Origin of the sequence: Azospirillum griseum, assembly GCF_003966125.1 — a bacterium.
In the GTDB taxonomy this organism is placed as follows: domain Bacteria; phylum Pseudomonadota; class Alphaproteobacteria; order Azospirillales; family Azospirillaceae; genus Azospirillum; species Azospirillum griseum.
This window is the reverse complement of record NZ_RXMA01000003.1, coordinates 213,321-233,685: the sequence shown is the minus strand read 5'-3', so window position 1 is coordinate 233,685 and position 20,365 is coordinate 213,321. Positions and strand designations below refer to the sequence as shown.

The window sequence follows — 20,365 nt, the reverse complement described above, 5'->3', positions numbered from 1 at the left end:
CCTACGCGCTCAAACGGGTGTTGTCGGGATCGAAAAAGACGGTGCCGGTCACGGTCGCGCGGTGGACCCGGTCGGGCATCGGCACATGCACCGTTTCGCCCTGCCGCGCCCGCCCGCCCTCGACCACCGCCAGGGCGATGGACCGGCCCAGCGCGGCGCTCCAATAGGACGAGGTGACGTGACCGACCATCTTCATCGGCAGCGGCTGGTTGGGGTCGAGGACGATTTGCGCCCCCTCCTCCAACACCGTTTGTGGATCCTCGGTCAGCAGACCGACCAGCTGCTTGCGGTGGGGGACCAGCATGTCGGGGCGGGTCAGCGACCGTTTGCCGACGAAATCCGGCTTGGTCTTGCCCACGGCCCAGCCCAGCCCGGAGTCGTCCGGCGTCAAGGTGCCGTCCGTGTCCTGCCCAACGATGATGTAGCCCTTTTCGGCGCGCAGGACGTGCATCGTCTCCGTGCCATAGGGGGTGATGCCGAACCGCTGCCCGGCCTCGTGCAGCGCCTCCCACACCGCGCGGCCATGGCGGGCGGGAACGTTGATTTCAAAGCCCAGCTCGCCGGTGAAGGAGACGCGGAACAGCCGGGTCGGGACCCCGCAGATCCGGCCTTCCGCCACCGCCATGTGCGGAAAGGCGCTGTCGGCCAGATCGATGCCCTCGACCAGCGGTTCGATCAGCTTGCGGGCGTTGGGACCTTGCAGCGCGATCACCGCCCATTGTTCGGTGGTGGAGGTCAACCAGACCTTCAGATCCGGCCATTCGGTTTGCAGATAGTCTTCCATCATCGCCAGCACGCGCGCGGCCCCGCCGGTGGTGGTGGTGACGTGGAAACGGTCGTGGGCCAGCCGCCCGATCACGCCGTCGTCGCGGATGAAGCCATCCTCGCCCAGCATCAGGCCGTAGCGGCAGCGCCCGGGGGCCAGCTTGGTCCACGCGTTGGTGTACATGCGGTTCATGAATTCGGCGGCGTCCGGGCCGACGATCTCGATCTTGCCGAGCGTCGAGGCGTCGAACATCCCCAGCGAGGAGCGCACCGCCGCGCATTCGCGGGCGACCGCCGCGTGCATGTCCTCGCCAGCCTGCGGGAAGTACCAGGCGCGCCGCCACAGCGACACCGGTTCGAACACCGCGCCCTGCGCCTCCGCCCAACCGTCGATGGGCGTCTTGCGCGTCACCTCGAACAGGTCGCCCCGGTTGTAGCCGGCGAAGGCCCCGAAGGTGGTCGGGGTGTAGGGCGGGCGGAAGGTGGTCAACCCCACCGCCGGGGCCGGGCGCTTCAACGCGTCCGCCGCGATGGCCAGACCGTTGATGTTGGAAATCTTGCCCTGGTCGGTCGCCATCCCGGTGGTGGTGTAGCGTTTGATGTGCTCGATGGATTGGAAGCCCTCGCGCACCGCCAGCCGGATGTCCTTGGCCATGACGTCGTTCTGGAAATCGACGAAGGCCTTGATCCGCGACGGGTCGCGGTCGGTCGGCAGCTCGCGCAGGCTGGTCCCGGTCAGCGGCGTTTCGTCCGTCACCCGGTGCGCCGTCGCCTCGGCGGTGAAGCCCAGCGCAGCCACCGCCGCGCGCCCGGCCTCCGCCCCATCCTCCAGCGCGGCGGCCAGACCGAAGCGACCGGCGCAGGCCCCGACCGGGCAACCGTCCTCCACCGTTTCGCCCGGCGTGAACATCTGGCGGTCTTCCTGCCAGCGCAGCGACCCCTTGGTGTGGGAAAACAGATGCACGCTGGGCGTCCAGCCGCCCGACATCAGCAGCGCGTCGCAGGCAAGGGTCTGCCCCGCCCCGACCGTGCCGTCCGCCGCCACCGGGTTGATCCGCACCGACTCCACCCGCAGCCGCCCGGCGGTGTCCGTCACCGTCCAGCCGATCCGGGTGGGGATGCGCAGCGCCTCGGCCCGCGCCACCAGCCCGGCGGGAACCGTGCCGCGCGCGTCGACGATGGCGGCGACCGCCACCCCGGCCCGCGCCAGATCGAAGGCGGCCAGCCACGCGCTGTCATGGGTGGTGACAATGGCGACGCGGCGGCCCACCGCCACGCCGTAGCGGTTCAGATAGGCGCGCGCCGCCCCGGCCAGCATCACGCCGGGACGGTCGTTTCCGGCGAAGACCAGCGGCTTTTCAATCGACCCCTGCGCCAGCACCACGCGCTTGGCCCGCACCTTCCACAGACGCTCGCGCGGCGCGCCGTCCGGCACCACGGTCAGATGGTCGGTCAGGCGCTGGCACAGCCCCAGGAAATTTTGATGGTAATAGCCGATGGCGGTGGTGCGCGGCAGCAGCGTGACGTTGGGCAGGGCCGCCAGCGCCGCCCGCGTCTCGTCCAGCCAGCCCCAACCGCTGCGGCCATCGATGCCCGCGTCGGTTTCCGACAGCAGCGAGCCACCCAATTCGGCCTGTTCGTCGCACAGGATCACCGACGCGCCGCTGCGCCCGGCGGCGAGCGCGGCGGCCAGACCGGCCGGACCGCCGCCGACGACCAGCAGATCGCAATGGGCGAAGCGGCTGGCGTACACGTCGGGATCGACCGCCACCGGGGCGGGGCCGAGACCGGCGGCGTTGCGGATGAACGGCTCATAGACCTTCGTCCAGAAGCTTTTCGGCCACATGAAGGTCTTGTAGTAGAAACCGGCGGAAAACAGCATGTAGAGCGCGTCATTCACCGCGCCAACGTCGCGCCGCAAAGACGGCCAGCGGTTTTGGCTGGTCGCGGCCAAACCGTCATACAGCTCCAGCATGGTGGCGCGGGTGTTCGGTTCGAAGCGGCCCTGGCCCCGGTCGGTGCTGACCAGCGCGTTCGGCTCCTCCGACCCGGCGGACAGGATGCCGCGCGGACGGTGGTATTTGAAGGAGCGCCCGACCAGATGGACGCCGTTGGCCAGCAGGGCCGAGGCCAGGCTGTCGCCCGCCACGCCCTGGAACGGTTGGCCGTCGAAGGTGAAATGAACCGGCGCGGCGGCGGTCAGGCGGCCCTTGCCGGGGATGCGGAAGCTGGTCATGAGCGCGCCTCCTGGTTCTGGGCCGCCGGGGCGTTCGTTGCCGGGGTTTGGGCCGCCGGGGCGTTGGCCGCCTCGATCTCCGCGTCGGTCGGGCGGGGCAGACCGGCCTTGTAGGTCAGGGCGAACCGGTCGCTGACGGTGTCACGCACCGCGTTGAAGAAGCGCCCGCAGCCGTGCAGATGCCGCCAGCGTTCGAAATGCCGCCCGCGCGGGTTGGTGCGGGTGAACAAATGGTCCTTCCACGCCTCGTCCGACAGCGCCGACGGGTTGGTCGGGCGGGTGATGTGCGCCTCCCCGGCGTAAACGAACTCGACCTCCGGGCGTTCGGCCTCGCAATAAGGGCAGCGGATCAACAGCATCTCGTCACTCCTCAATGCGCCACGGCGGCGGCGGCGGCCTCGTCGATCAGGCGGCCGGTGGTGAAGCGCTCCAACGTGAAGGGCGCGTTGATCGGGTGGGGTTCGTTGCGGGCGATGGTGTGGGCGAAGACGTGCGCCGATCCCGGCGTCGCCTTGAAGCCGCCGGTGCCCCAGCCGCAATTCACATACAGCCCCGGAACCGGGGTCAGGCCGATGATCGGCGAGCGGTCGGGCGTCACGTCCACGATGCCCGCCCATTTGCGCAGCATCCGCATGCGGGTGAAGATCGGGAACACCTCGCAGATGGCGGCGATGGTGTGTTCGATCAGCGGCAGCCCGCCGCGCTGGCTGTAGGAGGTGTATTGATCGGTCCCCGACCCGATCACCAACTCGCCCTTGTCGGATTGGCTGATGTAGGCGTGGACGGTGTTGGACATCGCCACGCAGGGGAACACCGGCTTGATCGGTTCCGACACCAGCGCCTGCAACGGGTAGCTTTCCAGCGGCAAACGCACGCCGGCACTGTCCATCACCACCGACGTGCTGCCCGCCGCCGACACGGCGACCTTTTTGGCCTTGATGAAGCCGCGCGGCGTCTGCACCCCCGTCACCCGCCCCGCCGCGTCGCGACCGATCGCCGTCACCGGGCAATTCTGGATGATGTCCACCCCGCGCGCCGCCGCCCCACGGGCGTAGCCCCAGGCCACCGCGTCGTGCCGGGCCACGCCGCCGCGCCGTTGCAGCGCCGCCCCCATCACCGGGTAACGCGCGTTGGGATCGGTGTTCAGCGGCGGGCAGAAGGCCTTGGCCTGCTCCGGCGTCAGCCATTCGTTGTCGATGCCGTTCAGCCTGTTGGCGTGGATGTGCCGCTTGAAGCTCTGCACGTCATGGACCGTGTGCGCCAGCATCAGAACGCCGCGCTGGGAGAACATGACGTTGTAGTTCAGATCCTGGCTCAACCCCTCCCACAGCTTCATCGCGTGCTCGTACAGCATCGCGCTTTCGTCGTAGAGGTAGTTGGAGCGGATGATGGTGGTGTTGCGCCCGGTGTTGCCGCCGCCCAGCCACCCCTTTTCGATCACGGCCACGTTGGTGACGCCGTGCTCCTTGGCCAGATAATAGGCGGCCCCCAGCCCATGGCCGCCCGCCCCGACGATGATCACGTCATACTCGGCCTTCGGTTCGGCGTCGGGCCATTGGGGTTGCCAGTTCCGGTTGCCGGTCAGGGCGTTGCTGAGAAGGGAGGAGAAGGAGAAGCGGGTCATGGCGGCACCGCGCAGTTCAACACCCCATCACTATCGGGAAAGCCATCGGGCTTGGACAGAATGGGTGCGTCAGCGTAATGTCACCCATGCGACAACACAACAGACCGAACAGACCGGCAGCCCCGGACTGGAGAGACACCGCATGGACCGCCACAGCCGCCCGCCGGGGCGCGGCACGCCGCGCCTGTCGGTCGGTTTCATCCTGGCCCACCGCTTCACGTTGGGGGCCTTCGCCAATTTCGTGGACGTGCTGCGGCTGGCCGCCGACGAGGGCGACCGCAGCCGCCCGATCCTGTGCGAGTGGACGGTGCTGTCCGACACCATGCGCCCGGTGGCGTCGAGCAGTGGCGTTCTGGTGCAGCCGACCGAACGGCTGGGCGACCCGGCCCACTTCACCTACATCGTCGTTGTCGGCGGCCTGATCGACGAAACCCCGGCTCTCAGCCCCGAACACACCGCCTATCTGCACCGCGCGGCCGCCGCGCGGGTCCCGCTGGTGGGGGTGTGCACCGGGGCCTTCATCCTGCAACGGGCGGGGTTGATGGACGGCTACCGCTGTTGCGTCAGTTGGTTCCACCACGCCGATTTTCTGGAGCAGTTCAGCGGCCTGACCCCGGTGTCCGACCAGATTTTCATCGTGGACCGCGACCGGCTGACCTGTTCGGGCGGAACCAGCTCCGCCCATCTCGCCGCCCATCTGGTGGAAAAGCATGTCGGGCGGGCGCAGGCGCGCAAGAGCCTGCACATCATGATCATCGACGACGCCCTGCGCGCCGAAAAACCCCAGCCGGGCATCCCGCTCGACCTGACCACCACCGACGAGATCGTGAAAAAGGCGTTGCTGCTGATGCAGCAGAACATCGACGCCCCGCTGTCCATCGCCGACCTGTCGCGCCGCCTGGGCGTGGCCCGCCGCCAGTTGGAACGCCACACCCACAGCGCGCTCGGCCTCACGCCGACCGACGCCTACAAGATCATCCGGCTGGAACACGCCGAGTTTTTGCTGACAACCACCGACCAATCCGTGACCGACATCGCCGCCGCCGCCGGATTCTGCGACTCCTCCCACTTTGTCCGCGCCTTCAAGGCGCGGCGGGGGGTGACGCCGTCGGTGTTCCGCAAAAGCGGGGCCTGATGACGCCGCCGGAGCCTTGCGGCGAACGCAAGGCTGTTCGTCATTTCAACAAACCATTTCCGTTCAACCAGCCCTCCGGTTCATGCTGACGGGCAACGGGGCCATTCCGGTGCCGCACGCGTTCGTTGAGGGCACCCGATGGCACAGGCCGCCTCCATCCCCACCGCCGACAGCCTCTATCCCCATGAGACCAGCAACGTGCTGCGGCTGTCGGTGGCCCAGGCCCTGGCCGGGTCGAACGCGGTCGTCGCCTACGCCACCGGGGCCATCGTCGGCAACAGTCTGGCTCCCAGTTCGGCGCTGGCCACCCTGCCGATTTCGATTTTCGTGGTCGGGATGGCGGTTTGCACCCTGCCCTTTGGTGCGCTGGCCCGCCGCCATGGCCGCCGGGCGGCGTTTCTGACCGGGACCGGCTGCGGCGTGCTCACCGGGCTGCTGTCGTCGCTGGCGGTGGTGCTGGGATCCTTCTGGCTGTTCAGTCTGGCGATGGCGTTCGGCGGGGCCTACGCCGCCGTCGTGCTGTCCCTGCGCTTTGCCGCCGCCGATTGCGCCCCGGCGGACCGCCGCCCGCGCGCGATGTCCGCCGTGATGGCGGGCGGCGTGTTCGCCGGGGTGATCGGGCCGCAGCTTGTCACCCTGACCATGAACTGGTCGCCGCCGCACCTGTTCGCCGCCACCTACATCGCGCAGGCGGGTGTGGCCGTTGTGTCGGCGTTGGTGCTGATGGGGGTCCGCCTGCCCAAGCCGACGCTGGCGGAAAGCGCGCAGGGTCGGCCCTTGGGCGTCATCCTGCGCCAGCCGCGCTTCATCAACGCGGTGGTGTGCGGGGTGGTGTCCTATCTGCTGATGAACTTCATCATGACCGCCGCCCCGCTGGCCATGCACCTGTGCGGCCTGCCGCAAGAGGCGTCGAATCTCGGCCTGCAATGGCACGTCATCGCCATGTACGCCCCCAGCTTTTTCACCGGGCGGCTGATCGCCCGCTTTGGTGCGCCGCGCATGACCAGCGCCGGGCTGGCCCTGATCGCGGCCGCCGCCGGGGTCGGCTTGACCGGGGTGGAGGTCGCCCATTTCTGGGGCAGCCTGATCCTGCTGGGGGTGGGGTGGAATTTCGGCTTTCTCGGCGCGTCCGCCCTGGTGCTGGAATGCCACCGGCCGGAGGAACGGACGCGGGTGCAGTCGCTCAACGACTTCTTCGTTTTCGGGACGATGGCGGTGGGGTCCTTCGCCTCGGGCGGCTTGCTGTCGGCCTTTGGCTGGAACGTGGTGCTGCTGGTGTCCTTTGTCCCGCTGCTGATCGCCGCCACCTTCCTGACGGTGACGGCGATGCAACGGTCGGCCTCACCTCAACAGTCGTCTTCGACGTAAGCACGGACGATCTCGGCGAATAAGGTTGACCGGTCAGGGTTGACCACTCAGGGCCGGGGCGCGCGCGGGGTTGCCGCCAACGCCTCGGCCAGACGGTCTTTCCAGAAGCGGGCAAAGGCGGTTGTGCTGTGGCCCAGTGTTTCGGCGCTGGCCGGGATCACATGCAGGCTGCCCCGCGCCACCGCCGCCATCGCGCGCGCCATCACCCCAGTTTCGGGCGGGTTGCGCTCGTCATCGGCGGCGTTGATCGCCAGAACCGGATCGGTGATCCGCCCCAGCGCCGACGACGGGTCGTAATCGCGCGACGCGTTCCACTGATACAGCGCGTCGTTGGCGTCGCCCTCGAACGGCGCGGCCAAGCGGCGCTCCAGCAGCCGGTCGGCGGCCTCGCGGGTGGGGGCGGCGGCTTGCAGCGCCAGGGTGCCGCCGTTGGTCGCCGTGCCGAACACGAGGTTGGCGAAGGCCAAGCCCTTGGGTTGGTTGGTGTAGTTGCCGCCGTTCCAATCGGGATCGCGGCGGATGCTTTCGATCAGCAGGCGGCGCATCATCCAATTGCGGCCCGACATCGCCGTCGGCTGCGCCGCCATCGGCACCAGCAGGTCGGCAAAGCCGGGGTGGGTGGCTCCCCACAGCCAGACATGCATCCCGCCCATCGAATGACCCAGCAGCAGCCGAACATGGGTGATGCCCAGCCCTTCGGTCAACAGCCGGTGTTGGGCGGCGACCATGTCGTCATAAGTGTATTCGGGAAAGCCCATGCGCAAACCGTCGGACGGTTTGGCCGACGCCCCCGCCCCCAGCGCGTCGGGCAGGATGATGCGATGGGTGGCCGCGTCCAGCGGTTGACCGGGGCCGAACAGCTCCCCGGCAAAGGCCGGGGTCAGCATCGCCTTGCCGCTGCCCGCCGTGCCGTGCAGAACCACCACCACATCGCCCGTGGGGTTGCCGAGGGTGGTGTAATGCAGCCGCAATTCCGGCATCACCGCGCCGTTCTTGAAACGGAAATCGCGGGCGATCCAATCGCCCTCCTGCGGCGTTGGGTAGTTGGCCGGTGCCGCCGGAGCGCTCGGACCACCGCCGATCAGCACGGCCCCCACGGTCAACGCCGCCAGGGCGGCGCGCCGGATGCGATAGCGCAAAGTCATCGTCGTTTCACTCCCCGGTCGGGACCGGGCGACGTGGCCCGGTCCTCGTTCGTGTCACCACCCCATCGCAGATCTGTTCCTCACCCCATCATCGCCAGCGCCTTGGCGAAAAAGTCCGGGCCGCCGAAATTGCCGGACTTCAGCGCCATCAGCCGGTCGCCGCCGGGCAGACCGGCGGTGCGCAGCACCGGCACGCCGGGGGCGATTTCCGGACCAACGAGGAAGGCCGGGATGCCCAAACGGTCCACCACCGCGCCGGAGGTTTCGCCCCCCGCCACCACCAGCCGCCGCACGCCGCGTTCGGTCAGCCCCGCCGCCACATCGGCCAGCGCCTGTTCGATGCGGTGGCCGACCGCCGCGCGCCCGTGGCGGGCTTGCAGGGCGGCCACCTTGTCCGGCGTGGCGCTGGACGCGACGACGACCGGGCCAGCGCCCAGGCGCGCGTCGGCGAAGGCCAGCGCGCGGGCCACCTCGGCCGACGGATCGGCCAGCAGCGCGTCGGTGTCCAGCCGCAGCACCGGGAACAGCGCTTCCGCCGCCGCCAACTGCTCCAGCGTCGCCTTGGAACAGCTTCCCACCACGATGGCCGCCGGGCCGCCGACCGGGCGGGCCACCGCTTCAGCCCCGCCGGTGGCGGGTGTCACCCGCCCCGACGCCACCAGGGCGCGGGCCAGCCCCAAACCCAGGCCGGACGCCCCGGTGGACAGCGGGCCGTCCAGCGCCGCCGCGCCGATGATCGCCAGATCCGCGTCGGCCACCGCGTCCACAATCGCGGCCCCCTGCCCCGCCGCCGCCACGGCGTCGCGGCGCGCCCGCACCGCGTCGACGCCTTGCGCCACCGTCAGCCGGTCGATCAGCCCGACCCCGCCGCTGGATTGGCGATCCAGCACGCGAACCAGATTGGAATCGCGCATCGGGTTCAGCGGGTGATCCTTCAGCGGGCTTTCGTGCAGCGGCTGGCTGCCGACGAACAGATGCCCCATGAACACGGTGCGCCCGGTTTCCGGAAAGGCGGGCGTCACCAGCACCGGCCCACCGCCGCACGCGGCGCGCAGAGCGTCGGTGACAGGGCCGATGTTGCCCTGGTCGGTCGAATCGAAGGTCGAGCACACCTTGAACAGGGTGTGGGCGACGCCGCGCGCCGCCAGCCAGCGTTGGGCGTCCAGCGACAGCGCCACCGCCGTGTCCGGCGCGATGGAGCGGCTTTTCAGCGCCACCACCACCGCGTCCACCTCCGGCAGGTCCAACCCGTCGGCGGGAACGCCGATGGTCTGGACGGTGCGCAGACCCGCACGGGTCAGCGTGTTGGCAAGGTCGGACGCGCCGGTGTAATCGTCGGCGATGCAGCCGAGGGCAAGCGTGGTCTGGGTCATGGCGCTCACGCTCCCGTCACGATGGCGCGCTGCGGCGTGAACCAGCCCAACCCGGCCAGCGTCCCGGCGCGCGGGCGGTATTCACAGCCGACAAACCCCTCGTAGCCCAGCCGGTCCAGCTCCGCAAACAGGAAGGGGTAATTCAACTCCTCCCCCGCCGGTTCGTGGCGCGAGGGGACGGAGGCGATCTGCACATGCCCGGTGATCGGCAGCAGGCGGCTCAGCGCCATCGTGCAATCGCCGTGCAGGATCTGCCGGTGGTACAGGTCGAACTGAAGCCGGACGTTGGGGCGGTCCAGATCGGCGATCAACCGCTCGGTCGCGGTGAAATCATTCAGGAAATAGCCGGGCATGTCGCGCCCGTTGATCGGCTCCAGCAGCAGATCGATCCCGCGTTCGGCCAGCGCGTCCGCCGCGTGCTCCACCGCGCGGCGGTAGCTGGCCTGGGCCGTCGGGTCGGCGGCGTCGGCCAGACCGGCCATCAGATGCAGACGGCGGCAGCCGGTGGCCTCGGCGTAGCGCAAGGCGGTCTCCACCCCGGCCTGAAGCTCGGCGAAGCGGTCGGGCAGGGCCGCCAGCCCGCGTTCCCCCGCCGCCCAATCGCCGGGCGGCATGTTGAACAGCGCCTGGGTCAACCCGTTGCGCCGCAACCGCTCGCCCACCGCGTCGGGCGTGTGGTCATAGGGAAACAGATACTCCACGGCCCGGAAACCGGCGTCGGCGGCGGCGTCGAAACGGTCCAGGAACGACCATTCGTTGAACATCATGGTCAGGTTGGCGGCGAAGATGGGCATCTGTGGCGGCCTCGTGTCGGCGTCGGGCTGGGGGGTGGGTGTTGGAGCGGCTTCGGATCAGGCTTTCGGCGTCACGGCGTCGGGGAGCGCCGCACCGGACAGCGCGGCGTAGGTGCGGGCCAGCGACGAATCGTCGTCCCGTCCCATCCCCGCCCCCGCCGTGGCCAGATACATTTGCAGGGCGGCGGCGGCGACCGGCACAGGGTAACGGGCGCTGCGCGCCATGTCCTGGATGATGCCCAGATCCTTGACGAAAATCTCCACCGCGCTCAACGGGCGGTAATCCCCGGCCAGAATGTGCGGCACGCGGTTTTCGAACATCCAGGAATTGCCCGCCGACGCGGTGATGACCTCGTACACCTTGGCCAGATCCAGGCCCTGCTTGGCGGCAAAGGCCATCGCCTCGCAGGCGGCGGCGATGTGCACCCCGGCCAGAAGCTGGTTCACCATCTTGAAGGCGGCCCCTGTCCCGGCGGCGTCGCCCAGCTCGTACAGCTTGCCCGCCATGGCGTCGAGCGCCGGGCGCGCCTTGGCGAAGGCGGCGGCGGTCCCGGAGGCGAGGATCGTCAACTGCCCCTGCGCGGCCTTCGCCGCCCCGCCGCTGATCGGCGCGTCGAGATAAAGCCGCCCGGTCGCCTCCAGCCGGTCGGCCAGACGGCGGGCGATCTGCGGATCCATGGTGGCCGACGACAGGAACACCGCCCCTTCGGCCATTCCCTCCACCGCGCCCGACGGGCCGAACAGAACCTGTTCGGTCTGGTCGGCGTTCACCACCACGCACACGACCACATCGGCCCCGCGCGCGGCCTCCGCCGGGTTGGCGGCGGCGTGGCCACCCTCGGCCACCAGACGGTCGACGTTGGCCGCAACCACGTCGCAACCGGTCACATGGAACCCGGCGCGGCGCAGCGATTGGGCCATGCCGAAGCCCATCGACCCCAGACCGATGACGGCGGCGCGCAACCCGGCCCCGCTGTTGGACGAAACGCTCATCACTCACACTCCCGTTTGCACAGACCCGCGCGGAGAACGGCGGCGAAAGAAACGGGCGGGAACCGGATCACGGATCGGAAACGGTCCCCGCCCAAGGCTTGCGCACCAGCGCGGGAGGATTCCTCAGCGATTGACCAGCTTGGCCGGAACGGTCAGCACCGCCGCCGCCCCCACCAGCAACACCCCGGCCAGCACATACATGCCCATCGCCGTGTTGCCGGTCAGATCCTTGACGTAGCCGATCATGTAGGGACCGGCGAACCCCGCCAGATTGCCCACCGAATTGACGATGGCGATGCCCGCCGCCGCCCCGGTGCCGGTCAGGAAGGCCGTGGGCAACGACCAGAACAGCGGCGCGCAGGTGATGACCCCGGCGGCGGCCAGCGATAGGCAGGCGATGGCGATGGTCGTGCTGCTGGCGGTGGCGGCGACGATGAAGCCGGCAGCACCGAACAGGGCCGGGATCACCAGATGCCAGCGGCGTTCCTGCATGCGGTCGGCGCTGCGGCCGCACAGGATCATCACCACCACCGCGCACAGGAACGGAATGGCGCTGATGAGGCCGATGTTGAAGTTGCCCACCACGCCGGTCGCCTTGACCAGCGACGGCATCCAGAAGGTCAGGCCGTATTGGCCGGTGACGAAAGCGAAATAGATCAGGCACATCAGCCACACCCGGCCATCCTTGAAGGTGGCGGCGGTGGTCTGCGGGCTTTGCTTGGTCCGGCTGTCGGCCTCGATGTTGCGGGCCAGCACGGCCTTTTCATCGGCGTCCAGCCACTTGGCCTCCTCGATCGAATTGTCGAGGTGGAGGAAGACCGCCACGCCCATGATCAGGGCCGGAACCGCTTCGATCAGGAACATCCACTGCCACCCCGACAGACCGCCGGTCTGGTGGAAGCTGTCCATGATCCAGCCCGACAGCGGGTTGCCGAAGATGCCCGACACCGGGATCGCCGACATGAAAATCGCGATGATCTTGGCCCGCCGGTTCGACGGGTACCATTGGGTCAGATACAGGATGACGCCGGGGTAGAATCCCGCCTCCGCCAGACCCAGCAGGAACCGCAGGACGTAGAACATCTCCGCCGAATTCACGAACATGAAGGCGGCGGACAGGATGCCCCACGTCACCATGATGCGGGCGATCCACAGCCGCGCGCCGACCCGGTGCAGGATCAGGTTGCTCGGCACCTCGAACAGGAAATAGCCCAGGAAGAAGATCCCGGCCCCCAGACCGAACACCGTTTCGCTGAAGCCCAGCGCCTGGGACATCTGGAGCTTGGCAAAGCCCACATTCACGCGGTCGAGATAGGCGACCACGTAGCAGAGCATCAAAAACGGCACGATCCGCCAGAACACTTTGCGATAGGCGCGCGTCTCCACGGCCTCCACCGGGCCGTCGGCCGTCAGCACTTGCTGCGACATCGTTTCCTCCAAGGGGGGGTTTTCCTGCCGGGCGTTCTTGATCCGCCCTTCGCCGCCATCAGGCTCAGAAATTCATTTGGCAGCGCTGCCAAAAGGACATAACATTGTTTGGCAGCGCTGCCAATCATTTTTGGTGGCGCTGCCAACAAATCTTGCGGCCCATCGACGGAAAGCGGAGAATGTCCAGAATTTTGAAGCTTCTAAGGACGTGCGACGGTGGACGGGCGGGGCAAGACGGCGGCAACGGTGACGCTGGCGGAGGTGGCGGCGGCCGCCGGGGTGGGCGAAAGCACGGTGTCGCGCGTGCTGCGCAACCACGGCTCCTTTTCGGCCAAAACCCGCGACCGGGTGATGGAGGCGGTGAACCGGCTGGGCTATGTCCCCAACATGATCGCCGGGACGCTGGCGTCGGCGGGCTCGCGGCTGGTCGGCATCGTCGTGCCGTCCTTCTCCAACATCGTGTTCGCCGATGTGCTGCGCGGGGCCAGCCAAGCGATGGAGGGCAGCGGCCATCAGGCGGTGATCGGGGTCAGCGACTACGACCCGGCGCGGGAGGAGGAGTTGATCGCCTCCATGCTGTCCTGGCGACCGGCGGCGATCCTGCTGGCCGGGCTGGAGCACACCGAGCGGGCGCGCGCCATGCTGACCGGCGGCGGGGCGCGGGTGGCGGAGATGCTCGACATCGACGGGCCGGGGCTGGATCTGGTGGTCGGCTTCGCCACCGCCGAAACCGGCCGGGCCAGCGCCCGCCATCTGCTGGCGCGCGGCTATCGGCGGATCGGCTATGTCGGTCACGACCTGACGCGCGACACCCGCGCGGCCAAGCGGCTGGCCGGGTTCGAAGCCGCGTTGGCCGACGCCGGGCTGGCCCTGACCGACCGCGACATCGCCCCGGTCCCTTCCTCGGTGGAGGTTGGGCGCGACGGGCTGGACCGGCTGCTGGCCCGCGCGCCCGATCTCGACGCGGTTTATTTCTCCAACGACGACATGGCGGTCGGCGGCTATTTCCTGTGCCTGTCGCGGGGGATCGCCATCCCGGACCGGCTGGCGCTGTTCGGCTACAACGGCTTGGACGTCGCCCGCCTCACCCCGCAACCCATCGCCACCATCCGCACCCCGCGCGTGCGCATCGGGGAACTGGCCGCACAGCTCGCGCTGTCCGGCGCGCCCGCGCAGACGGTGGATGTCGGTTTCGAAGTGATCGAGGGCGCAACCGCCTGACGCCGGAGCGCGGCGGCGGCTGGCCCCAAACCCCGGCCCAAAACCCGCCCCAAACTCCAAGGATCACAGCATGAGCGACAGCAAATGGCGCGAGGAGATCTGCCGTTATGGCCGGTCCCTGTTCGAACGCGGCCTGACCCCCGGCTCGTCGGGAAACATCTCCTACCGGATGGACGATGGCGGGTGGCTGGTGACGCCGACCAACGCGTCGATGGGATTCCTGGATCCCGCCCGGCTGTCGCGGCTGGATTCCGCCGGACGCCTGCTGTCGGGCGACCCGCCGACCAAGGAAATCCCCCTGCACAGCGCGCTCTACGACAGCCGGACCAGCGCCCGCGCCATCGTCCACCTCCATTCCACCCACGCGGTGGCGGTGTCGATGCTGCCGGAGATCGACCCGCGTTCGGTCCTGCCGCCGATGACGCCCTATGGCCTGATGCGGGCCGGTCAGGTGGCCTTGGTCCCCTATCACCGCCCCGGCGATCCGGCGGTGGCCGACGCCATCCGGGGGTTGGCCGGGCGCTATTCCTCCGTCCTGCTGGCCAACCACGGGCCGGTCGTCGCCTCCACCAGCCTGGAAGGCGCGGTGTTCGCGACGGAGGAGTTGGAGGAAACCGCCAAGCTCTATCTGCTGCTGCGTGGCCTGAACCCGCGTTACCTCACCCCGGCGCAGGTCGGCGACCTCGTCACCACCTTCGGGCTGGAAGTGCCGCACCCGGGCCATGTGCACAACGCCTCCTGCGTCGATGGCTCCTGCGTCGGCCTGGCGCGCTTGGCCACTCCGGCGTCGGACGATTGACACCAGAGCAGTCCCGGCCTTGCTCTGTGGCTGACGGACAAAGGGAGGTTCCATCTCCACCCCCCAACATTCTATGCCGTTTCGGCATGAAGTGAGGCCATATCGGCATTGGCCGAAGCGCAAGAAAAACGCTTTAAATCTCAAGACAGCGAGATTGATCCGCGCCTGATGGCGCTGTGGAGCGTGACATGCCGCCGATCTTCGGAATATTGGGTGGAATGGGCCCCCTGGCCACCGCCGACTTTTTAAGGAAGTTCATCGAAAGCACCCCCGCCAGAACCGACCAGGACCACATCCCAACTCTGGTGCACAACATTCCCCAAATTCCCGATCGCAGCGCCAGCATCTTGGGTGATGGTCCATCGCCGCTGCCGGTTCTGCTCGCGGGGGTGCGTTTTCTGGTGGAGAACGGGGCCTGCGCCATCGCCATACCCTGCAACACCGCTCACCACTGGCACCGTGATCTTCAAACGGCGTCCCCCGTGCCCATCCTGCACATCGTCGACAGCGTGCGGTGGGCGTTGACCCACAGCACCGCAAAGGCCGACCAACCGACGGTGACACAGGTGGGGCTGCTGGCCACCACCGGCACGCTGACCGCCGGTTTCTACCAGCGCCGCCTCGCCGACCACGGTCTCGTCTGTCACACGCCCACACCAGAGGATCAGGCCGACCGCGTCATGCCGGCCATCGCGCGGGTGAAGGCCGGGCAGATCGACGAGGCGCGGGATCTGTTGCGCGGGGTCGTGGAGCGGCTGCGCGCGGTTGGCGCGCAGCGCTTGATCCTGGGTTGCACCGAAATCCCGCTGGCCCTGGCCGACGCCGATCCCCCCGCCACCCCGCTGTTCCTCGACGCCACCGCCGCGCTCGCGCGGCACTGCGTTGATTGGTGGACACATGAACGTCCACACCGCACCCCCGCCACACTGGGATCAACATCGGACACAAACCTGTTCACATTTCGTCAACACAAACAAACACCGGGTTCAGACCTGTCCTCATTTTGATAAAATTCGCATCCATCAATGGAATTATTGGTCGCCCTGTTCACTCCGAACCGCAAAATTCGCCGCTTCTCTTACAGCTTCATTACATATCTTGGTTTTGCTGATACCATTGGAGCACCCCTCAACACACAATCCCAGCGCTCAAGCGCAAGGCCGACCGGACACACCAGGAGACTCCCGATGCCCCTTCCCATGCCCACGTTCCTTTCCTCCCCACGCGCCCGGCTGCGCACGGTGTTGCTCGGCGGTGCGCTTCTCGCCGGATCCTGGACCAGCCACGCGGGCGCGGCGGACTATCGTTTCGTGACGGAGCAGTTTGCCCCCTTCTCCTACGAAACGCAGGGCAAGGCGGCCGGCCCCATGACGGAGGTGGTGGAATCCCTCTGCGCGGCGATGAAGAAGAGCTGCGAGATCCAGGTGCTGCCCTGGCGGCGGGCGTTGGACATGGCCGAGTCCGGTGAGGTCAGCGGCATTTTCTCCATGCTGCGCTCACCGGAGCGGGAGGCGAAATTCTTCATCACCCAACCGATTGTGCGCTCCGCCTACTCCTTCGTCGCCCCGGCCAACGCCGGGTGGAGCTACAGCGGCCCGGCCAGCGTCAAGGACCGCTCCATCGCCGTCTATGGCCCCTCGGGCACCTCGGCGGTGGCCGAACGGATCATCAAGGAGGCGGGCGGCGGTGAGATCCAGATGGAGGTCGCCAACGACGCCCTGCTGAAAAAGCTGTCGGTCGGGCGCTTCAGCGACAAGACCGTCGGTTTCATCAACCGCGACGTCGGACAGGACATCATCGCCAAGCAGGGCATCACGGGTCTGGCCTTCGTTGGCGACGGCGCGCAAATCCTCTACGGCATCGGGCTGTCGCGCAAAAGCGTCACCCAGGCCGACGCCGACGCCTTCGATGCGGCCTTGGCGACGTTGAAGGCGTCGGGCACGATCAAGGCGATCCTGACCCGCCACAACCTGCAAACGGCGGAGTGACGGCACGGCGGCGGCAACCGGACGGGTGGACGGTCCCATGGAACTGAAATGGCTTGAGGACTTCGTCAGTCTGGCCAACACGCGGAGCTTCTCGCGCTCCGCTCAGGAACGGAACGTCACCCAACCGGCCTTCAGCCGCCGCATCCGTCAATTGGAGCTGTGGCTGGGAGCCGACCTGATCGACCGCAGCACCTACCCCACCACCCTGACCGACGCCGGTCGAACCTTTCGCAGCGTGGCGGAGGACTTCATCACCGCCATGCACCGCCAGCGCGACGAGTTTCGCGGCGCGCGCAGCCGGGCCGGGGCCGCGATCCGCTTTTCCGCTCTGCACACGCTCAGCATGACCTTCTTTCCCCGCTGGCTGCGCGAGGTGGAACGCGCGCTTGGTCCGCTGAACACCCGGATGATGCCGGGCAACCTGCATGATTGCGTGGAGTCGCTGACCGAAGGGGATTGCGATTTCCTGCTGTGCTACGGGCACGACCGGGTTCCGATCCTGCTTGATCCGGCGCTCTACCCGTCGCTGACGCTGGCCCGCGACCGGCTGTTGCTGGTGGCCACACCCGAGGAGGCGCGCCGTTTCCCCGGAACCCCGGCGGAGCCGTTGCGGCTGCTGGCCTACACCGCCGATTGCCTGCTGGGTCGGGTCGTCGATCATCTGATGGAGCGGATCGCCGGGCGCTGCCATCTGGAGGTCTTTTACGAGAACCCAATGGCCGAAGCGCTGAAGGCGATGGCGCTTGAAGGGCACGGCGCGGCGTGGCTGCCGGAAAGCTCCATTCCACGCGAATTGTCCAGCGGCGCCCTGGTGACGCTGGGCGATGCCGATGTTGTCAGCCCGCTGGATGTCCGGCTCTACCGCTCCCTGCGCAAGGCCGCGCCGTCGGTGGTCGGCGTCTGGAGCCACCTCACCAACCGCCCCCCGGCCCCGATTCCGTTGCTGGTGGGCGGCGCGCCGGGCGCGTGACCACCCACACCATCCCTGACCTGTTCCCCGACCAACCGGAGATGCGACCATGATCGTCCGACGCACTGTTCTGCGCGCCCTGGGCGCGGCCTGCGCGCTGTTTGCTGCCCTGGGGGCCAGTGGCCCGGCCCGGGCGGGCGGCACCTTTGACGCGGTGAAGCAACGCGGCCACGTTGTGTGCGGCGTCAACATCGGGGTGTCCGGCTTCTCCGCTCCCGACCAGCAGGGCCGCTGGACCGGGTTGGACATCGATCTGTGCCGGGGCATCGCGGCGGCGATGTTCGGCGACCCGACCCGCGCCCGATTCGTGCCGACCTCCTCGGCGCAGCGCTTCACCGCCCTGCAATCGGGCGAGGTTGACGTGCTGACCCGCAACGCCACCCAGACGCTGACGCGCGACACCGCGCTGGGCCTGAACATGGCCGGGGTGAATTTCTTCGACGGCCAGGCTTTCCTGGTCCGGAAGGCGCTGGGGGTGGACCATGTGGACAAGCTGGCCGGGGCCGCCATCTGCGTGATGCCGGGAACCACCAGCGAGCAGAACATGGCCGATTATTTCCGCACGCGCGGCATGGCCTTCACCCCGGTGGTGATCGAGAATGTGGACGAACTGGCGGGCGTCTTCTTCTCCGGCCGTTGCGACGCGTTGTCCACCGACGCCTCACAGCTGGCGGCCATCCGCGCGACCAACGCCCCCGATCCCAGCGCCTTCATCATCCTGCCTCAACGCATTTCCAAGGAACCGCTGGGGCCGATGGTCCGCCAGGGCGACGAGGAATGGTTCAATCTGGTGAAATGGACCCTGTCGGCGATGATCGAGGCCGAAGAGCTGGGCATCACCCAGGCCACGGTGGATCGGCTGCTCGACAGCCCCAGCCCGGAGGTCGCCCGCTTTCTGGGGGTGAAGCCCGGTTTCGGCAAGGCGCTGGGCGTCGATGAGCGGTGGGCCTACAACATCATCAAGGCCGTGGGCAATTACGGCGAAAGCTTCGAACGCAATCTGGGCCAAGGCAGTCCGATCAAGCTCGAACGCGGGATGAACAATCTGTGGACCAAGGGCGGCTTGGTCTATTCCCTGCCGATGCGTTGAGGACATGGTGGGCGGGGGAGAGGGGCCGCCCCCGCCGGTGCCGGGAACGCACACCGGCGGACGCACCGCGCTCTCACCGTGAAACAGCGCGCGGTGCTCTGCGCCTTGATCGATCGGGCCGGTTCACGCGTCAAATCCTTTCCGGTTTGACGCGATCCGCTCCGGTGTTCGATGCCCCGAACGAATCCCGAGCCTGTGCGTCAGCCCCCAGATCAGACGCAGCGCCCGCCATCGACCTCCAGGCAGACGCCGGTCAGGAACTCCGCCTCGTCGGAGCAGAGATACAGCGCGGCGTTGGCGATGTCCGCCGGGGTGGAGAGCCGCCCCGCCGGGATGGAGGCGAGGAACTGCGCCCGCCGTTCGGGCGAATCCTGCCCCATGAAGCGGTGCAGCATCCCGGTTTCCCCGGCCACCGGGTTGATGGCGCAGACCCGGATCTTGTCGGGGGCCAGTTCGACCGCCATGGATTTGGTCAGGGTGATGACCGCGCCCTTCGATCCGTTGTACCAGGTCAGGTTGGGGCGCGGGCGCAGCCCGGCGGTGGAGCCGATGTTCAGGATCACCCCGCCGCCCTGGTCGCGGAACACCGGCACGGCGTGGATGGCGCTGTGATAGATCGATTTGACGTTGACGGCGTAAATCCGGTCGAAGGTGGCTTCGTCCACCTCCAGCATCGAGCCATAGCGGTGGGTGTAACCGGCGTTGTTGATGAGGATGTCAAGCCGACCATAGGCCCCGACAGCGGCGGAGATGATGGCCTCGTAATCCTCGCCCACCGCGACGTCGGCGCGGACGGCCAGACCGGACTCGCCCAGGGAATCAGCGACCCGCCCGGCGGCGGCCTCGTCCAGATCGGCGACGATGACGCGGGCACCTTCCGCCGCGAAGCGTCGCGCGATGCCTTCCCCGAACCCCGACCCGCCACCGGTGACGACGGCAACCTTGCCCGAAAGACGCATGAGACGATCCTCCCACGGATGGGCCGCCCCTTGCATTCGGGCGGCGATTGGCACGCGGCGAACACAGCATGGTAGCGCGAAACCGCCCGGCAGGGCAGCCGCCAAAACGTGCAACTTGTGTGGGGGTTTCCCCCAGCAAGGGGGGACGCTTTTCAGGAAAGTGGCGCGAGTGACGGGACTTGAACCCGCGGCCTCCGGCGTGACAGGCCGGCGCTCTAACCAACTGAGCTACACCCGCGTCTGGCTCCCGGTGCTGGACTCGAACCAGCGACAAGCGGATTAACAGTCCGCTGCTCTACCAACTGAGCTAACCGGGAACGGAGTGCGGCTTATAAGGGTGATTTCCGGACCTGGCAAGAACAAAAATGAAAGCCGATGCATTTTTTACCATAGGGTGTGAAAAGCCCTAATTTGGAAAATCCTGAACCCGCCCTGATTGAAACCCAATCGTCCAGAATCTTGACAAACGCCGCGCCC

Annotated in this window: 17 protein-coding genes and 2 tRNA genes; 8 read left to right on the top strand and 11 right to left on the bottom strand. The window is 68.0% G+C overall.

Features of this window, described 5'->3' with window-relative positions:
* Nucleotide 1: 1 nt before the first annotated feature.
* The 3 genes from EJ903_RS05510 to EJ903_RS05500 are packed head-to-tail and all read right to left on the bottom strand — an operon-like array spanning nucleotide 2 to nucleotide 4,625.
* Nucleotides 2-3,001, bottom strand: coding sequence for a sarcosine oxidase subunit alpha (locus EJ903_RS05510; RefSeq protein ID WP_126612907.1), 3,000 nt, complete (start codon nucleotides 2,999-3,001; stop codon nucleotides 2-4).
* Nucleotides 2,998-3,360, bottom strand: coding sequence for a sarcosine oxidase subunit delta (locus tag EJ903_RS05505; protein ID WP_126612906.1), 363 nt, complete (start codon nucleotides 3,358-3,360; stop codon nucleotides 2,998-3,000). The genes EJ903_RS05510 and EJ903_RS05505 overlap by 4 nt, the downstream gene beginning before the upstream one ends.
* A gap of 11 nt (nucleotides 3,361-3,371) precedes the next feature.
* Nucleotides 3,372-4,625 (bottom strand): sarcosine oxidase subunit beta family protein, encoded by a 1,254-nt coding sequence (locus tag EJ903_RS05500; protein ID WP_126612904.1) that lies wholly within the window; start codon nucleotides 4,623-4,625, stop codon nucleotides 3,372-3,374.
* 142 nt (nucleotides 4,626-4,767) lie between these two features.
* Here EJ903_RS05500 and EJ903_RS05495 point away from each other — a divergent pair, with 142 nt between their 5' ends.
* Nucleotides 4,768-5,760, top strand: coding sequence for a GlxA family transcriptional regulator (locus EJ903_RS05495; RefSeq protein WP_126612902.1), 993 nt, complete (start codon nucleotides 4,768-4,770; stop codon nucleotides 5,758-5,760).
* A gap of 138 nt (nucleotides 5,761-5,898) precedes the next feature.
* Nucleotides 5,899-7,128 carry an MFS transporter gene (locus tag EJ903_RS05490; RefSeq protein WP_126612900.1) on the top strand — a complete coding sequence of 410 codons (1,230 nt, stop codon included), beginning with the start codon at nucleotides 5,899-5,901 and terminating at the stop codon, nucleotides 7,126-7,128.
* Between the two features lie 47 nt (nucleotides 7,129-7,175).
* Here the strand turns inward: EJ903_RS05490 and EJ903_RS05485 are convergent, their stop codons facing one another.
* The 5 genes from EJ903_RS05485 to EJ903_RS05465 all read right to left on the bottom strand — a co-directional run bounded on the left by EJ903_RS05485 (nucleotide 7,176) and on the right by EJ903_RS05465 (nucleotide 12,861).
* Complete coding sequence (locus tag EJ903_RS05485; RefSeq protein WP_126612898.1) at nucleotides 7,176-8,273, bottom strand: alpha/beta fold hydrolase; 1,098 nt, start codon at nucleotides 8,271-8,273, stop codon at nucleotides 7,176-7,178.
* 80 nt (nucleotides 8,274-8,353) lie between these two features.
* Nucleotides 8,354-9,646, bottom strand: coding sequence for a 3-oxo-tetronate kinase (otnK, locus tag EJ903_RS05480; protein WP_126612896.1), 1,293 nt, complete (start codon nucleotides 9,644-9,646; stop codon nucleotides 8,354-8,356).
* A 5-nt stretch (nucleotides 9,647-9,651) separates the two neighbouring features.
* The gene (gene otnI / locus EJ903_RS05475; protein ID WP_126612894.1) at nucleotides 9,652-10,440 is read right to left on the bottom strand and encodes a 2-oxo-tetronate isomerase; all 789 of its coding nucleotides are present in this window, start codon (nucleotides 10,438-10,440) and stop codon (nucleotides 9,652-9,654) included.
* 57 nt (nucleotides 10,441-10,497) lie between these two features.
* Nucleotides 10,498-11,433 carry an L-threonate dehydrogenase gene (ltnD, locus tag EJ903_RS05470; RefSeq protein WP_126612892.1) on the bottom strand — a complete coding sequence of 312 codons (936 nt, stop codon included), beginning with the start codon at nucleotides 11,431-11,433 and terminating at the stop codon, nucleotides 10,498-10,500.
* Nucleotides 11,434-11,556: 123 nt separating this feature from the next.
* Nucleotides 11,557-12,861 carry an MFS transporter gene (locus EJ903_RS05465; RefSeq protein WP_126612890.1) on the bottom strand — a complete coding sequence of 435 codons (1,305 nt, stop codon included), beginning with the start codon at nucleotides 12,859-12,861 and terminating at the stop codon, nucleotides 11,557-11,559.
* 216 nt (nucleotides 12,862-13,077) lie between these two features.
* On the opposite strand from EJ903_RS05465, the gene EJ903_RS05460 reads away from it, so the two are divergent.
* The 6 genes from EJ903_RS05460 (at nucleotide 13,078) to EJ903_RS05435 (ending at nucleotide 18,929) form a co-directional block, all read left to right on the top strand.
* Nucleotides 13,078-14,082: a LacI family DNA-binding transcriptional regulator gene (locus EJ903_RS05460; RefSeq protein WP_126612888.1), complete on the top strand. Its 1,005-nt coding sequence runs from the start codon at nucleotides 13,078-13,080 to the stop codon at nucleotides 14,080-14,082.
* Nucleotides 14,083-14,152: 70 nt separating this feature from the next.
* Nucleotides 14,153-14,881: a 3-oxo-tetronate 4-phosphate decarboxylase gene (gene otnC, locus EJ903_RS05455; protein WP_126612886.1), complete on the top strand. Its 729-nt coding sequence runs from the start codon at nucleotides 14,153-14,155 to the stop codon at nucleotides 14,879-14,881.
* 188 nt (nucleotides 14,882-15,069) lie between these two features.
* Nucleotides 15,070-15,888, top strand: coding sequence for a cysteate racemase (gene cuyB / locus EJ903_RS05450; protein ID WP_281274745.1), 819 nt, complete (start codon nucleotides 15,070-15,072; stop codon nucleotides 15,886-15,888).
* A gap of 192 nt (nucleotides 15,889-16,080) precedes the next feature.
* Nucleotides 16,081-16,869, top strand: coding sequence for a substrate-binding periplasmic protein (locus EJ903_RS05445; RefSeq protein WP_158627879.1), 789 nt, complete (start codon nucleotides 16,081-16,083; stop codon nucleotides 16,867-16,869).
* Nucleotides 16,870-16,906: 37 nt separating this feature from the next.
* Nucleotides 16,907-17,839 carry a LysR family transcriptional regulator gene (locus EJ903_RS05440; RefSeq protein ID WP_126612882.1) on the top strand — a complete coding sequence of 311 codons (933 nt, stop codon included), beginning with the start codon at nucleotides 16,907-16,909 and terminating at the stop codon, nucleotides 17,837-17,839.
* 49 nt (nucleotides 17,840-17,888) lie between these two features.
* Entirely contained in the window at nucleotides 17,889-18,929 is a 1,041-nt protein-coding gene (locus EJ903_RS05435) for an amino acid ABC transporter substrate-binding protein (protein ID WP_126612880.1), read from the top strand.
* 212 nt (nucleotides 18,930-19,141) lie between these two features.
* Here the strand turns inward: EJ903_RS05435 and EJ903_RS05430 are convergent, their stop codons facing one another.
* From EJ903_RS05430 to EJ903_RS05420, 3 genes are all read right to left on the bottom strand, one after another.
* The gene (locus EJ903_RS05430; RefSeq protein WP_126612878.1) at nucleotides 19,142-19,888 is read right to left on the bottom strand and encodes a glucose 1-dehydrogenase; all 747 of its coding nucleotides are present in this window, start codon (nucleotides 19,886-19,888) and stop codon (nucleotides 19,142-19,144) included.
* A gap of 161 nt (nucleotides 19,889-20,049) precedes the next feature.
* A tRNA-Asp gene (locus EJ903_RS05425) sits at nucleotides 20,050-20,126 on the bottom strand.
* 3 nt (nucleotides 20,127-20,129) lie between these two features.
* A tRNA-Asn gene (locus EJ903_RS05420) sits at nucleotides 20,130-20,205 on the bottom strand.
* Nucleotides 20,206-20,365 lie beyond the last annotated feature (160 nt).

Excerpts from the sequence above, each read along its gene's own strand:
- ltnD (WP_126612892.1), bottom strand. The coding sequence starts at position 11,433 with ATGAGCGTTTCGTCCAACAGCGGGGCCGGGTTGCGCGCCGCCGTCATC.
- EJ903_RS05500 (WP_126612904.1), bottom strand. The coding sequence starts at position 4,625 with ATGACCCGCTTCTCCTTCTCCTCCCTTCTCAGCAACGCCCTGACCGGC.
- cuyB (WP_281274745.1), top strand. The coding sequence starts at position 15,070 with ATGCCGCCGATCTTCGGAATATTGGGTGGAATGGGCCCCCTGGCCACC.
- EJ903_RS05435 (WP_126612880.1), top strand. The coding sequence starts at position 17,889 with ATGATCGTCCGACGCACTGTTCTGCGCGCCCTGGGCGCGGCCTGCGCG.
- EJ903_RS05505 (WP_126612906.1), bottom strand. The coding sequence starts at position 3,360 with ATGCTGTTGATCCGCTGCCCTTATTGCGAGGCCGAACGCCCGGAGGTC.
- otnK (WP_126612896.1), bottom strand. The coding sequence starts at position 9,646 with ATGACCCAGACCACGCTTGCCCTCGGCTGCATCGCCGACGATTACACC.
- EJ903_RS05440 (WP_126612882.1), top strand. The coding sequence starts at position 16,907 with ATGGAACTGAAATGGCTTGAGGACTTCGTCAGTCTGGCCAACACGCGG.
- EJ903_RS05445 (WP_158627879.1), top strand. The coding sequence starts at position 16,081 with ATGCCCACGTTCCTTTCCTCCCCACGCGCCCGGCTGCGCACGGTGTTG.
- otnI (WP_126612894.1), bottom strand. The coding sequence starts at position 10,440 with ATGCCCATCTTCGCCGCCAACCTGACCATGATGTTCAACGAATGGTCG.
- EJ903_RS05485 (WP_126612898.1), bottom strand. The coding sequence starts at position 8,273 with ATGACTTTGCGCTATCGCATCCGGCGCGCCGCCCTGGCGGCGTTGACC.
- EJ903_RS05465 (WP_126612890.1), bottom strand. The coding sequence starts at position 12,861 with ATGTCGCAGCAAGTGCTGACGGCCGACGGCCCGGTGGAGGCCGTGGAG.
- otnC (WP_126612886.1), top strand. The coding sequence starts at position 14,153 with ATGAGCGACAGCAAATGGCGCGAGGAGATCTGCCGTTATGGCCGGTCC.
- EJ903_RS05510 (WP_126612907.1), bottom strand. The coding sequence starts at position 3,001 with ATGACCAGCTTCCGCATCCCCGGCAAGGGCCGCCTGACCGCCGCCGCG.
- EJ903_RS05490 (WP_126612900.1), top strand. The coding sequence starts at position 5,899 with ATGGCACAGGCCGCCTCCATCCCCACCGCCGACAGCCTCTATCCCCAT.
- EJ903_RS05495 (WP_126612902.1), top strand. The coding sequence starts at position 4,768 with ATGGACCGCCACAGCCGCCCGCCGGGGCGCGGCACGCCGCGCCTGTCG.
- EJ903_RS05430 (WP_126612878.1), bottom strand. The coding sequence starts at position 19,888 with ATGCGTCTTTCGGGCAAGGTTGCCGTCGTCACCGGTGGCGGGTCGGGG.